This is a genomic window from Streptomyces sp. ME19-01-6 (genome assembly GCF_033793745.1).
Classification (GTDB): domain Bacteria; phylum Actinomycetota; class Actinomycetes; order Streptomycetales; family Streptomycetaceae; genus Streptomyces.
This window is the reverse complement of record NZ_JARAXF010000013.1, coordinates 1-13170: the sequence shown is the minus strand read 5'-3', so window position 1 is coordinate 13170 and position 13170 is coordinate 1. Positions and strand designations below refer to the sequence as shown.

Below are 13170 nucleotides of genomic sequence, written 5' to 3'. Positions count from 1 at the left end.
CCGCTCCGCAGGCCTCAGCGGTAGAGGTTCCGCAGGATCTCGTGGACCATCGGCGGCAGCTCCTGAGCGTTCTGCGGCGCGGGTGTGGTGGCGGGGAACACATCGGAGAGCACGGTGCCCGCGAGATGATCGGTCAGGCTCTGGGACGTCGGGTGTTCGAACAACGCCTCGATCTCGATCCTCCTGTCGAGCCTCCGGGTCAGACGCTGGCGAAGCTCGGTCAGCCGGAGCGAGGTCATTCCCAGGTCGAAAAAGCTGACGTCGGCGCCCAGCTCAGCGTCTTCCGGGAGCAGCAGGACTTCTCTGACCTCGGCCTCGACCAGGTTCGCCAGCGTCTTTCTGCGGCGCGCCCGGGGAAGCGAGAGCAGCAGGTCCACCGCGTCCGCCGGTTCGGTCATCGCGGCGCACCCTGCGGCGGGTTGGTCAGCGCGATCTGGATCTCGCCCGTGCACCGCCCACCGTCCTCGTCCCAGAACCGGCACTCGCTCTCGATGAGGGCCAACGGCGCCTTGCCATTCTCGCCGGAGCGCAGCTTGACGTCGGTGAAGCTCAGCTCGCCGCGGAACTCCTGTCCCCGGATCGCGCGGTGGAACCTGCTGGTGTACCGGGTGATCAGAATGTCGGAGAGCTGGCGCTGCCAGTAGTCGTCGAGTGTCCAGGCATCGAAGACGGGAGGCAGCCGGTTCTCGACGCACTTGGCGATCAGGTAGTAGGCAATCTGGTTGAAGCAGATGTTGAACTCGACCGCGTTGAAGTGGCCGGTGTCGTCGATGTAGCACGACTCGGTGATGCGGAACGCGCCGGAGGCGGTGACGGTCCCGTTGTCCAGGCATACGTCAACGGGGCCGAGGTACCGGCAGTTCGTGCGGTAGGGGCGCAGAACCCGTTCACGCAGAGCCGGGTCGTCGGGGTGTACCGTGCCGGTCCCGGCGGTCGGCTGCGCGAAGGGGCCGGCCATCATGCCACCATCCGGTAAAAGGGATGCTCGTCGTGGACGGTCACCCGGTACGAGGTGCTGGGCTCCGGTGTCGGGCTGTGCAACGCGCGGTGGACGAGGCTGCGGTTGTCCCAGATGAGCAGGTCGCCTTCGGTGAACCTCTGGGTGTGAATGTGCTCGTCGCTGAACGTCGTGTCGAGTTGACCACTGGCCTCGAGCAGCCGGTGCAGCGAGTCGTCCTCCAGCGGCCGGCCGTGGCGGTCGTGCAGCTCGCAGGTCAGGGCCTCGCTGACATAGAGCACCTCTTCCCCGGTGGCCGGGTGGACGAAGACTGTGGGGTGGATCACCGGCGGGGTCTTCTTCTCGATCTCGTCCAGGAGTTCACAGATGGGGCGGTAGACATCGGACGGCCGGATCTTGAAATAGCGCCTCGCGCTGTGCAGTCCCTTGGTCGTCCTCGCCATCGAACGCAGTTGTTCGGGCAGGCCGGCGAACACCTTTCCCATATCGATGTAGTGCGTTCCCCGGTTTGTCTTGGGGACCACTTGTGGGTAGGTCATCGTGATGCCGAACGGCCTGGGCATGAACGAGTAGTCAGCGTGCCAGAACGCGCCGGTCCTGGGGACCCCCACCTGCTGTGCCGACTCCGGGGTGCTGGAGGACACGAATATCTCTTCGTGGTCGGGGTGGTGGTACATCGGCTCGTAATAGACCTCGATCGTACCGAGTGCCTTTCCGAGTGCGATGAACTGCTGTGGACTGAGGTTCTGGTCCTTCAGGATCAGTAACTTCTCCCGATAGATCGCATCCTTCAGGCAGCGTACATCGGACGTCGACAGCGTTTCGACGTCGAACTCGGTGACCGTAGCACCCATTTTCTGGTCGACTTGCGGCGTGATCTTCATGTGAATAATCCGTTCCTCGGCCATCGGGAGCCCTGTGACTGGACCCTGCGCCGGTCCGCTGGGCGATTCTTCCATCGCAGTGTCCGCTCGGGCAAGGAAGTTGGCATTTTCCTGCCGGTGTAGTCCCGGTGCGCTCAGCGCGATAACCAGCGGAAGGCAGCATTCACCCAGATCTGTAAATAGGTCGGCGCCAGTAGCTGTCGCCGCAGCACACTGATCACATTGTGCATGGCGGAAGCACGCGCTCTCAGGGCCGATCACCCGCGGTGGTGATCGCGACGTTCTCGGGAAAGCGGTCTGGGGAGCAGTTGTGCACAGCCCCTGCTCATGAATCAAGCGAGGAGCGCTCCGATGGAAATTCTTGGAGCCTCTTTCCTCCTGGCCCGTAGTCAGCTGACCGCACAGCCATCGACAATTCCCGCAGTCCGCGATACCCGTGAAACCTGCACGTATTCACTTGCCCCAGCGACCACCGGCAACGCTACCCAGGCCGACGGCCGGGAAGCAAGGGACGACGCTCATCAACTCCATGAAGATGAAACGGAGAATAACATTCCGCCAGTTCCGGATCGACACGAAGAAGCGGGAATGCCCGATATCCCGCAGATGAACGCGGTTACACCTCGCATTCGAGCAATTACGCCTTCGAGGCCGAGTGTCCACCAGTGTCGGCATCGGCGCCCCGCACCGCAGGCATACGCCACCCAACTCTGGAACGCGGACGGGCCGGGTTATCGATTGCAACCCGTCGCGGGGAACCAACGGCATCGCTGAGGTGATCGTGTCGCCCCCCGGCCGGAGCGTCGCCGCCAGGGTCGACATCATCAAGTGCCCGGCGCATAGGGATATCACGGCGCAACGGCGAAACTCGTCGACCTCCAGGAGAGCTGCCCGCTATCGGACCCTGACGCCGAGAACTGGGACAACCGGAAAATCCGTACGCGATCGCCCCTCCGCCACAGCCACTTCGGCGCGAGGCAGAATAGGAACAGATCGCCCAACGGGACCGCGGTCGACATCGCGTCGTATCCGCCTCCCGGGGTACATGGATGCCTACCTGCCGATCCCCGCCGCTCTGATGCGGTGGGACGGCAAGGTCATCGGTCCGCAGAAGGGCGCCGACCCTGTGACGGGCGCGCTCCTCGAGTAGGACCTGGCTCGGTTTGCCGCGGTCCTGCACGCCGCAACCGGCAGGGACGCGAAGGAGCCGATCACGCCGGCCCGGCGCGCCAAGGAACGATCGGTCCCGTCGTCCCCATGCGGGATACCGCGCCATGGGCGGAACACGCCGCCGAAGCCGTGACACGCCGCCGCCTGGCGCCTGACCGCCGGCGCTCGCTGACTCGAGGGTGGGACCGCCACCCGCACGGCAAATTCGCCGGACGGACGGTGGTCGTGGTCGGAATGGGCGCGATCGGACGTGACCTCGCTCGGAAGGCCAAGGCCTGCCATAGAACGGTGGTGGGCGCGGCCCGCCGGCACCACGACACCATTCGCGACGTCGACCTCGTGGTCACCGCGGACTTCCTTGTCGTGCGGCGCCTCTCACCCCAGCGCCCAAGGAACTGGTAGGGGAGGAGGCCTTGGCGGCGCTGCGACCGGCAGCCCAAGCGGTCTGTTGTCTCGCGCGGGTCTCCATCATGGGACGTTTGCCTCTGATGGCACAGTCGGCACTGCTCGGTGAGACGCCGGCGTACAGCGGCTACGCCAGCGGCGTCACCATCGACCACGACCTCCCCTCTGCCCGGCGGACGTCAGCCCTTGATGGCGCCGGTTCGCCGCGCGCATTACGGGGCGGGAACCGGCGTCCGATGTGCGACGGCCTCACTGGTGCTCAGAGGCGGTGGCCGTCTCTCGGACGCCACCCGCCAGAAAATCATGGCCTCCAGGGAACGACTGGGGCACGCCTTCCACCGGGGAGCAGCGTGGTCAGCAATCGGCCCTGCCGGGCAGCGACGCCCTGCTCCTGGGCGAAGGCGACGACCTCCTCCGAGCCGGACACCAGGTCTCGGGCGTGCCGGCCACGAGCGGCGCGCCGGCGCGCTGGGCGATGTGGCGGGCAGCGACCTTGTCGCCGAGGTCGCGAATGGCCTGCGGGGGCGGTTGCGCTGGCCGGGACTGCGGTACTGATCGCGTGAATCGGCGGAAGATGCCGGCCATGACGCCTGACTGATCCGGGCGTCACGATGTCCGGATCCAGGTTTGTTCCATCGGCATCCGTGCCAGTGGAGCCGCCGATAGCTGAAACCATACCCATCATGACAGCTCAGCGGCCCTTTTCGTAGGACCGATAGCACAGCTCAGCAGCCTTGTCCGTCCTCTTCTCCGGCTCTGAGAATCGCCGTCATGGATTACTCCGAAAAGGTCGACGAGGATGCTGTGCTGAGGGCACGGATGATGCTGCTCGGATCCGGGTATCTGAGCCTCGGCCAACGGATCGAGGCGTACCAGGTGCTCGCGGAGGTGAGCCCGCTGGCCTATCTGCCGAAGCTGTCCGACGCATTGGTCTCGCAGGGGTACGCGGCAGAGTTCCGGGATCGGCCGGACATGCGTCTGGCTCTGCACGCCGAGGCGGTAGCCACCGCCCGGCGCGTCCACGCAAGCCACCCGAAGAGGACACAGGTGCTTGTCGGTGCCCTGGCCGCCTACCAGGCCGATCTGTACTCCGCCGGCCGACGGGCGGAGGGCTTCGCCGTGTGCGAGGAGATGGCCGAGACCGGGCGGTGGGGGTTCGAGCAGGGGCAAGTGCCGAGCCCCATGTACGGGCACAGGCGGCTGGCGGCCGTACTGGCCGAGGAAGGACGTCACCGGGAGGCCGCGGAGATCTGCGGGAAGATCGTTCAAGCCGCGCGGCCGGAGAGCCGAGCAGGTGTCTCCTTATGGACCATGGTCGAGTGGGTGGCCGAGCTGGATGCCGCCGGACATCACGACGCGGCCCTGAAGGCCTTCGCGGAAGTCGTGGGCGCCAGCCGTGGCGAACTCGGGACCGGCAGCACTTCGCTTGCCATCCTGACGTGGCACCTGGTCCATCACGCGGGGATGCTGGACACAGCCGGGCGCCGCACCGAGGCCGGAGGGGCCCGGAAGGAGGCCCTGGCCCTCCTTGCTGAGTTGGGTGAGACCGGGGAGCGCACGGGCTGGAGCAACTTCCTCTCGTGGTGGAGCATCCTGCTCGCCTTGTCGGGCCGGTCTGCGGAGCCCGCGGCGTCTCCCAGCGCACCAGCACCTGCGTTCGGATCGGACCTCCACAACTGGTCGCCGGACATCCGGCAGGCGTACTTCCGCGGCCTGTCCACCCTCGAGGAGGAGGCCGCCGCCCTGGCAGAGACGGCCAAGACCGACCCGCACGAACACCTCCCGGAACTGGTCGCCGTACACCGCAGGCTGACCACCCGTTCGGCGCTCTACTGGGAGAACCGCAGCCACCTCATCCTGAAACCGCTACGCCCGGTCCTCGACGAAGGTGTGGCACTCGCCCGCCGCCTGGCCGACTTGGCAGGCGCGGATCGAGATCGAGAAGCGCTGGGCAGAGCCCTGACCGACCGTTCCATGTTCCTCGTCGCTGCCCAACAGTACGGCGAGGCCTACGATGACTTCCTGGAGGTCATCGCCTTGCTGGACTGAGAGGTCACAAAGATCGACCGTTGATCCCCGCGGGGATGCCTGTGCTCGTCGACGAGACCTGCGCTTCGAGGGCGGACCGGCCGCGCCGCGTCCGACAGCGATGATGAACCGGTGGCTGCGTGAGCTCCCCGCCAGCGGGGCGCCGGCGCCGAGTTCGTGGGAGAACTACGTGCGGGCGGTCAAGGAGTGGATAAGGGCGGGGCCGAGCCGGTACGCCGAGCACCGGGCCGCGGGCGTTGAAGGTCCGGTTCGTGGCGACGACCTGAGGTCAGCGCATGAGCATCCCGCGGTCCGCCGCACTCCGAAGTCGCATGTGACGATCAAGTACCTGGAGCCGGACTTCGCCGAGCTGTTCCGCAAAGGACTGCGCGCACTCCCTCCGGGCGGCTCGCAGGACACCGGCTTCCACGGCCGGGAGATGACCCGCAACGCCGCGATCGGCGATCTCGCACTGGCCACCGGGCTGCGGCGGCTGCAGGGGCTCACCTACTTGCTGCCCTGGGAGAACCCGCGCTGCCGCCCGCGCCGACCGCGGTGCCGATCCCGTTCCCGGCGCCAGCCGAGATCACCAGAGGCAAGAAGTTCCGCACCACCTGGATCTCCTACGAGGCCCTCGCCGCGGTGCACGACTACGTGGAGCCGGACCGGGCCGTCACCGCCGGGGGCACCCGGTGGCGGCCGCCGCGTCGGCTGGTCGCCCCGAACGGCGATTAGTGCCTGCCGGCGGTGAAGAGCGGCGGCGGGCCTGACCCCATCGGCTCCGCCACTTTTTCTCGATGAGGACCTTGGAATACCTGGTCACCGGGCATTACCGACAGGCCGCGAGAGTCGTGCGGGACACCGATGCACGGAAAAGTACCTCCGCCGCCTGGACACGACGCCCATCTACCGGGAGGCATACGACGAGGCCGGGGCGGAAGCCGGACTGACCGAAGGCGCGGTGGCCGAGAGAGAAGCCGCGGCCGAGTTCATGACGAGATCGAGGACGGCCGCTTATCTGCGGCGGGGGCAGCCGGCCGACTTCTAAATGTTCAGTCCGCCAAGGCTGGAGGCCATGACCCGCAGCTTGTCGGAGGGCTATGTCCGGGGCAGGGGCCCGCTCGGTGAGGGGTGCTGGAGCTTGCCGCCGGGCCGCACACGTCAACATCCAGCCCTACCACCACCCGTTGCCGCCTTATCCGGAGGAGGAATGGCAGCGGCTGACGGTGGTCTGCCGTACCTTGGTCGACGATTCGTACGCCGCTCACCGCCGGGCTCTCGAGGATGCAGTCAGGGGACGGCATCCGCTCGGAGGCGGCTGGCAGCCGGGCAATCTGCGCTGGCTGCTGGCCCGGGTCGGGCCCGTCAGCATCGGTACGGATCGCGTTCCCGCACGTGGACGTGCTGATCGCCTACCGGCTGCTGTTTGACATCCACGGCGGCATCGTCCCGGCTGGAAGAGTTCCGAAACTACCGGCAGGGCATCCTCCCCGGCCGGCCCCGGAGCCCCAAGCCCACCGAGTTCTTCACCAGCATCGACGAGAAGCTCGATCCGGCAGCAGCAACGGCGCCCAGGACACAGCCCAGCGACCGCGACGTGCTCAACCTGCTGACCAAACGCGCCAAGGTCCTCCACCTCGGCCTGGCGAACTACTGCTGGTTCACCGACCCGTCCCGGGCGCTCTGCCTCAGACTGGCCGGCACCCCGACGGCGGATCGCCCCTGACCGGGATGTGTGACTCCGCCCATTGCCCGCAGGCCACCCACCACCCCTGTCACCGGCCCGCCTCGGCCGAACACGCCGAACGCACCAAGATCTTCCTCGGCCAGCTCGGCACCACCCGCAAGACCGAACGCACCCGGCTACAGGCCGACTACGACCGGGCCCTCCGCGCCATCGCCCAGATCGCCGCCGCCACCACCTCTGAGGAATCCGCATGACAATCTCCCAAGCTCAGCGGACCGAAAACGAGAACCGCATCCGGGCCGCCATGGACCGCCTCCTGCGCGGCGAGATCCCACCCGGCGGAAAGTGCGACGTCAAGACCCCCGCCCGCGAAGCGGCCGTCGACCGCACTGCCTTCTACGGCACCCGCGCCTACGCACACCTCCGCGCCGAATTCGAGCGACATCTCCAGGCCCTGCAGCAGGGCGGAGACGTCCCCGACCTCCGCGAAGCCCAAATCACCCGCCTCAAAGCGCGGAACGCCAAGCCCAACGAGCGGCTGGCCCAGTCGGAGCGGACGATCGACGAGCTCACGGGCTTCCGCATCGGGACACGCAGCTGATGCCGCATACCCAACCGGATGCGGGCTCTCGCATGGGGGGAGTCGGACCTCACCAGCGATCAGATCGAAGCCTCGTCGGTCAGTGAAGGCACGGCGCACGGACGGAGGACCATGAGCGAGTCTTCCAAGGTCGCCACCATGGCAAAGGGGAACCGGTCGAGCTCAAGACAGAGTGCGACGTCATCAGGATGGACTCCTTGACGCACACCCTCCGCCAGCTCGGCGGCGGCGCGCGACTCGCCGGCGCGACGGAGGAACTCAGCTGCATCCGTCCCAGCCTCGGTGGCCCTCCGAGCGATGTATTGAGCGCACGCCAGATCCTCATCGGCGTGCCCATCTTCGCCAGTGACCACGAACGCGACACTGTCACACTCGCGTGTCCGCAAGAGCCGAGCTGTTGCCTCCGCCACCACGAAGCTGGCGCACAGCACCAGCGACGCCTCCTTGACCGCAAGGGCGCCGACCGTCCCTGCCGTGGTTTTCTGCACAACGGTCCGTCCGCCAAGGTCAATAGACCGCAGCAGGCCCGGCGAGTTGACGGTGTCGAACCCGGGCGCGAGCGGACCGTCTTTGAGCGCCACCCAATCCGGGTGGTGAGCCTTGAGCGCCAGGGCTTCGTCCAGCGACTCAGCAAGAACGATCTTTTCCGCCCCCTGGGCAAAGGCCCAGGCAGCCACCGTGAAAGCACGCATGACGTCGATTACGACCGCCACGGACGGGGCTTCGACCAGCTCAGCGATGCCAAGGAAACGAGAGTCCATCCGGTCATGATCGCGCATGCCCGACCCAAAGCCCCCAGGCAGTGATGCGCATCACATCGACGGTCTCGGAATGTAACACCTCCGGCCGCCTGCGTGGCGAAAGCAGTACGCAACGACAGCCTGCTCAATCGCCACATGGGGTCATCCGCACACGGTCTCTGCGGGCACAAGGCACCCGTACGTCACGCACCTGACACCGAGGACGGGGTGGACCGGCGCTTCCTTCAGCAGCAGGTCGGCCACGAGTGCGACAGCTCCCTGGCCATCTACACACACGTCAGCGACGACTTCATGAACACTTCCCTGCGCAAGGCACTGGCCCCGGCGTTCGCCGGGGCTTGATGAGGAGGGAATCAGCGATGGGTGCAGTTCCTCTGAAGGGAAGGGCTGAGCTGGAGGAACGCTGAGCGGGGCTGTGCTCGGGTCCGCTCGTCTTTACCGTGGTGGTGGAGGAGGAGTGGCGGATGAACTCGCTGTTCGAGGAGTTGGCAGCACGCGAAGCAGCTGCCCGGGTTCGGGTGGAGGAGCTGGAAGCCGAGGTCGCCGAGCTGTCCGGGAAGCTGGGACTGGCCCGGGAGAGTCTGGAGCGGTTGCGGATCGCGCGGGAGACGGTCGCCGAGGTCCTCGCGGAGATGACCCCGGAGAAGGCGGCTATGGGGGGCGATGCCAGGCAGCCAGCTACGAGTGCGCCGGTGGCGTCGGCTTATGCGGGGGCCGAGCGGCAGGTCATCGGGGTGCTGGCCGTGCCGAACTGGCAGCCGGGGATGGGACCGGAGGTCCTGCCGCGCGTGTGTAGGGACATTGTCGAGGTGGTGGCGGACGCGCCGGGGCCGGTCCGCGCCAAGCAGATCGTGCCGAGGATCGGTCTGCCGGCCGAGACCGGGAAGATCGAGTGCAGGCGGTCGAAGTTGAAGCGGCTGGTGGAGCGTGGCTGGCTGGACGAGGATGTTCCCGGCCTTTTCACCTTGGCCCGCCGCCGGGGTGGCGTTTCGTCCAACTCCCGTTAACAGCAGGGCTCTTCCGCGCCTACATTCGAAGGTGTGACCCAATCGATGCTGGACGGGAAAAGCCCTGGAGATGACACCGTACGACACCCATGCCACCACTGACCCCTTTGCCCGCTCCCTCAGCGCCTTCGAGACGCTGACCGCCATGCTGTCAAACGGCCAGGCGCGTGCTTGGACCCACGCCGAGGCTGAGGAACACCTCGAATCGGCCGGACGGGAACTGCTTCGGCTGCTGCTGCAGGACCACCTCGACCTGCGCGCGACACCGGATGAGGAACACGTTCGTTCCGTTGGCGGCCCGGTTGTGGTCGGGCCGGAAGGCCGAGTTCGGCCCTGGCGCGAGACGGGGCACTCGCGCTGGCTGGCCACCGTGTTCGGGATGGTCCGCGTCACCCGGGTCGCCCACCGTGGCCGGGACGTGGGCAACGTCCACCCTGCCGACGCTGTGCTGTCGCTGCCGGCGGGCCGGCACTCGACGGGCTTACGACGGCTCGCGGTCGCCGAAGCCGTCCGCGGCTCGTTCGACCAGGCCCACCAGGCGGTCGAGCGCCGCTGCGGGAAAGTGCTCGGCAAGCGACGTCTCGAAGAGCTCGTGGTCGCCGCCGCGGTCGACGTCGACGGCTTCGGCCGAACCCAGATCCCGGTCCCGTGCAGCCGCGAGATGCCGCTGGTGGTCCAGGTGGACGGCAAGGGCGTGGTCATGCGCCCGCAGGCTCTGCGCGAGGCCACCCGCCGGGCCGCCGCCAGGACAGCTGGCGGCCATCGCGGTCGGCTCGCGCCGGGCGAGAAGCCGAACCAGAAGCGAATGGCGACCGTGGCCTGCGTCTTCGACACCCGTCCGGCGCCCAGACGCCCGCACGATGTGATCCACCCGCCCGGCGGCCACAGCGGCGAGCGCCCCGCCCGCCCGGGGCCGAGGGCCGAGGGCCGAGAACAAGTGGTGCACCGCCTCGCTCGTCCGCTCGCCCGAGCAGGTCATCGCCGACGCCTTCGACCAGGCCGAGGCCCGCGACCCGAAGCACCTGCGGCCGTGGATCGTCCTGGTCGACGGCGCCCGCCACCAGCTCGACCTGATCGCGGCAGAAACCGGCCGCCGCGGCGTCACGGTCCACGTCCTGCTGGACTTCGTTCACGTCGCCGAGTACGCCTGGGCCGCCGCCCACGCATTCCACAAACCGGGCACCGCCGAGGCCGAAGCCTGGGCAGCCGACCATCTGACCGCGATCCTCGCCGGCCACACCGCACGCGCCGCCGAGATGACCGCCCAGGCGGAGCGGGAACACCTGTCGGCTGCCCGGCGCGAGGCCATCGACGCCTGCCACCGCTACCTGACCGGCCACCTCGACCAACTCCACTACGACACGGCACTAACACGCGGATGGCCGATCTCCACCGGCGCGGTCGAGGGCGCCTGCCGCCACCTGATCGCTGACCGCCTCGACATGACCGGCGCCCGCTGGGGCCTTCCCGGCGCGGAAGCCGTCCTGCGACTACGCGCCGTCGTCTCCAACGGGGACCTCGACCCCTACTGGGGCTGCCACACCGCCCGAGAGCACCAGCGTCTCTATCGCCCCTGACCAGCAGGGCTTCGACCTCACGCTTGATCGCGGGCGTGCTTGCGGACAGACTGCGACCCATCAGGATCACAGCCCAGCCGTCCTGATGTGTATCAGCGCACGTCGTCGTAAAGATGGAAGAGACTCAATGCATAGAAGCCGCGTATACGCCGTCCTGATCGACACACCCGAAGCGGACGCTGCCCGGGCAGCGGACTTTTGGTCAGCGGCACTCGGTGTTGTTGCCCGGCCGTTTCCGCCGGCACCGGAGTTCACCACGCTCCATGAGGCTCTGCCGGGGCTGATCATGGCGGTCCAAGCGGTCGATGACGCGCCCCGTATCCACCTGGATATCGAGACCGACGATATCGAAGGGGAAACCACGCGCTTGATCGCCTTGGGTGCTGAGCAGGTTTCGCAGTGGCAGGAGTGCCGCGTGCTACGAGTGCCTGGCGGTCATTTGATGTGCGTACTGCCTGTGGAGAGCGACCCCGAAGCCTTCCGAGCACAGGCCAACGTTTGGCCATGACGATGCAGTGAGGGGAAGCAGTCTTCATTCCGCAGCGGGCCACAATTGACGCCCCGCCCGTTCACCGACCTCTGCACCCCGCTCGGGGGCGCCCAGTCGATGGGCGCGGTCGGCAGCTGCGCGGACGGGGCCTGCGAGAGTTTCCACACGTCCTTGAAGCGCGAAACCCGGCAGGGCGCAAGCTCATCCGCTGACCCGTCTGCGGCACCCACCTCGCCTGCGCCGACGCTTCATAGCTACGGCCCAGCTCAGCACGAGCCTTTCCCTTCAAAGGATCCGCACCCATCAGCGATGGCCGCCAAACTCGACTACCACTGGCATCTGCGCAAAGACATGGCCGACCGCGAAAGATCCTTAATGCCCTGCTCGACATCCTCGAAGCCGAAGAAGGCAGCTGTCGGCGGCACGGCCGCCGACGCGGAGGGCCTGGGCGGGCTGCGGCCCAAGCGGGCCCGGATCCGGGGTGCCGACCGGCCATGATCACGAGCTCGACCGCGCTCTTGCCGACCCGATCGGCCTGATCGCAGATCTCGTTGCCGACGTCGAGAAGGACCTGGACACCGAGACCATTTGGGCCGTGGTCGCAGCGATCGCGGGCGGCCGCGCGAAGTCACGGCGCCTCGCAGACGCCCTGGCGACTCTCGTCCTGGCTCTTCCCCGGCGGCCAGTCCGGCCGCCCGATCAGCGCCTGGGCCATGGGTGAACGGCTCCGCAATCTCGGCATCCGGCTCGCGGAAGCCCGTTCGACCGCGTTGTTCCAGCTGGCCACCGAGCTACCCGCAGTAGTCCTCGCCCGTACCCTCGGCCTCAACATCGCCATGCTCAAATGGCAGCGAGCCGCCGACGACTGAGCCGCCTACGCCGCCGAGATCAGCCGCCGAACGACCAACAAGGAGTAATCGACCATGCCGCTTCCGCCCTATGACGCCGTGCTGTGCGACATCGACGGCGTCGTCCGGCACTGGCCCGCTGCCGACGCGCTTGAGCAAGCGCACGGACTGCCCCACGGCGCCCTCGCAGCCGCGGCCTTCGCACCAGGCCGCCTGCAGCCCGCCATCACCGGAAAGATCACCGACGAGCAATGGCGGTCCGCGGTCGCGGCGGACCTCACCGACACCTGCGGATCCCGCGAGCGGGCACTCGCCGCAGTCACGGCCTGGTCGGATCTCCTTCCAGTGATCGATCAAGAAGTAGTCGCACTGCTTCGACAGGCACGCAAAGTCGCGCCCGTCGCTCTGGTCTCCAACGCGACCACCCGACTGGAGTGGGACCTGCAACGACAGGGACTCGCTGACCTGGCTGACACCGTCGTGAACACCGCCCGCATCGGCGTCGCCAAGCCCGACCCGCAGGTCTACCGCATCGCCGCCGAACGACTCGGCGCCGCAGCAGACCGCTGCCTCTTCATCGACGACACCGCCGCCAACGTGGTGGCAGCGCGAGAGGTGGGAATGACCGCCCTTCACTACCGTCAGCCCGAAGATCTAAGTAGCTGTTGTCTTTTCGATCTTGGGTGGTGGCGGTCGAACGCGGATTCCCGGTCGGGTGATCCTGCCGTGGCGAGAGCATGAAGACGGGGCCTCC

17 protein-coding genes and 1 pseudogene are annotated in these 13170 nt (G+C 67.5%); 14 read left to right on the top strand and 4 right to left on the bottom strand.

Annotated elements, in window-relative coordinates; translation table 11 throughout:
- Positions 1-14 precede the first annotated feature (14 nt).
- Genes PV419_RS26730 through PV419_RS26720 form a run of 3 tightly spaced genes read right to left on the bottom strand, consistent with a single transcriptional unit; the run spans position 15 to position 1842 of the window.
- Positions 15-398 carry an acyl carrier protein gene (locus PV419_RS26730; protein ID WP_319693294.1) on the bottom strand — a complete coding sequence of 128 codons (384 nt, stop codon included), beginning with the start codon at positions 396-398 and terminating at the stop codon, positions 15-17.
- Positions 395-958, bottom strand: a complete 564-nt coding sequence (locus PV419_RS26725) for an FcoT family thioesterase (protein WP_319693292.1) — start codon at positions 956-958, stop codon at positions 395-397. The genes PV419_RS26730 and PV419_RS26725 overlap by 4 nt, the downstream gene beginning before the upstream one ends.
- Positions 958-1842 (bottom strand): TauD/TfdA dioxygenase family protein, encoded by an 885-nt coding sequence (locus PV419_RS26720; RefSeq protein WP_319693554.1) that lies wholly within the window; start codon positions 1840-1842, stop codon positions 958-960. Before PV419_RS26720 ends, PV419_RS26725 begins: the two co-directional genes overlap by 1 nt.
- A 1257-nt stretch (positions 1843-3099) precedes the next feature.
- Between PV419_RS26720 and PV419_RS53380 the strand changes: the two genes are divergently transcribed.
- The 6 genes from PV419_RS53380 (at position 3100) to PV419_RS26695 (ending at position 7733) form a co-directional block, all read left to right on the top strand.
- Positions 3100-3414, top strand: coding sequence for an NAD(P)-dependent oxidoreductase (locus PV419_RS53380; RefSeq protein WP_415925389.1), 315 nt, complete (start codon positions 3100-3102; stop codon positions 3412-3414).
- Between the two features lie 774 nt (positions 3415-4188).
- Complete coding sequence (locus PV419_RS26715; RefSeq protein WP_319693291.1) at positions 4189-5466, top strand: hypothetical protein; 1278 nt, start codon at positions 4189-4191, stop codon at positions 5464-5466.
- Between the two features lie 534 nt (positions 5467-6000).
- Positions 6001-6180, top strand: a complete 180-nt coding sequence (locus PV419_RS26710; protein WP_319693290.1) for a hypothetical protein — start codon at positions 6001-6003, stop codon at positions 6178-6180.
- A gap of 691 nt (positions 6181-6871) precedes the next feature.
- The gene (locus PV419_RS26705) at positions 6872-7171 is read left to right on the top strand and encodes a hypothetical protein (protein WP_319693288.1); all 300 of its coding nucleotides are present in this window, start codon (positions 6872-6874) and stop codon (positions 7169-7171) included.
- A 5-nt stretch (positions 7172-7176) separates the two neighbouring features.
- Positions 7177-7386 carry a hypothetical protein gene (locus tag PV419_RS26700; RefSeq protein WP_319693286.1) on the top strand — a complete coding sequence of 70 codons (210 nt, stop codon included), beginning with the start codon at positions 7177-7179 and terminating at the stop codon, positions 7384-7386.
- Entirely contained in the window at positions 7383-7733 is a 351-nt protein-coding gene (locus tag PV419_RS26695; protein WP_319693285.1) for a hypothetical protein, read from the top strand. The genes PV419_RS26700 and PV419_RS26695 overlap by 4 nt, the downstream gene beginning before the upstream one ends.
- 59 nt (positions 7734-7792) lie before the next feature.
- Here PV419_RS26695 and PV419_RS26690 read toward each other — a convergent pair whose 3' ends face one another.
- On the bottom strand, positions 7793-8494 hold the full coding sequence (locus PV419_RS26690; RefSeq protein WP_319693283.1) for a 2-phosphosulfolactate phosphatase: 702 nt from the start codon (positions 8492-8494) through the stop codon (positions 7793-7795).
- Between the two features lie 135 nt (positions 8495-8629).
- On the opposite strand from PV419_RS26690, the gene PV419_RS26685 reads away from it, so the two are divergent.
- The 8 genes and pseudogenes from PV419_RS26685 (at position 8630) to PV419_RS26650 (ending at position 13157) form a co-directional block, all read left to right on the top strand.
- Positions 8630-8836 (top strand): hypothetical protein, encoded by a 207-nt coding sequence (locus PV419_RS26685; protein WP_415925388.1) that lies wholly within the window; start codon positions 8630-8632, stop codon positions 8834-8836.
- A gap of 122 nt (positions 8837-8958) precedes the next feature.
- Positions 8959-9501: a hypothetical protein gene (locus tag PV419_RS26680; protein WP_319693281.1), complete on the top strand. Its 543-nt coding sequence runs from the start codon at positions 8959-8961 to the stop codon at positions 9499-9501.
- Between the two features lie 70 nt (positions 9502-9571).
- A pseudogene (locus tag PV419_RS26675) lies at positions 9572-11100 on the top strand (ISKra4 family transposase); the annotation flags it as partial.
- Between the two features lie 105 nt (positions 11101-11205).
- Positions 11206-11586 carry a VOC family protein gene (locus PV419_RS26670; RefSeq protein WP_319693553.1) on the top strand — a complete coding sequence of 127 codons (381 nt, stop codon included), beginning with the start codon at positions 11206-11208 and terminating at the stop codon, positions 11584-11586.
- Positions 11587-11877: 291 nt separating this feature from the next.
- On the top strand, positions 11878-12066 hold the full coding sequence (locus tag PV419_RS26665) for a hypothetical protein (protein ID WP_319693280.1): 189 nt from the start codon (positions 11878-11880) through the stop codon (positions 12064-12066).
- Complete coding sequence (locus tag PV419_RS26660; RefSeq protein WP_319693278.1) at positions 12050-12289, top strand: hypothetical protein; 240 nt, start codon at positions 12050-12052, stop codon at positions 12287-12289. Before PV419_RS26665 ends, PV419_RS26660 begins: the two co-directional genes overlap by 17 nt.
- Entirely contained in the window at positions 12282-12437 is a 156-nt protein-coding gene (locus PV419_RS26655) for a hypothetical protein (RefSeq protein ID WP_319693277.1), read from the top strand. The genes PV419_RS26660 and PV419_RS26655 overlap by 8 nt, the downstream gene beginning before the upstream one ends.
- Before the next feature lie 54 nt (positions 12438-12491).
- Positions 12492-13157, top strand: a complete 666-nt coding sequence (locus PV419_RS26650; protein WP_319693276.1) for an HAD-IA family hydrolase — start codon at positions 12492-12494, stop codon at positions 13155-13157.
- Positions 13158-13170 lie beyond the last annotated feature (13 nt).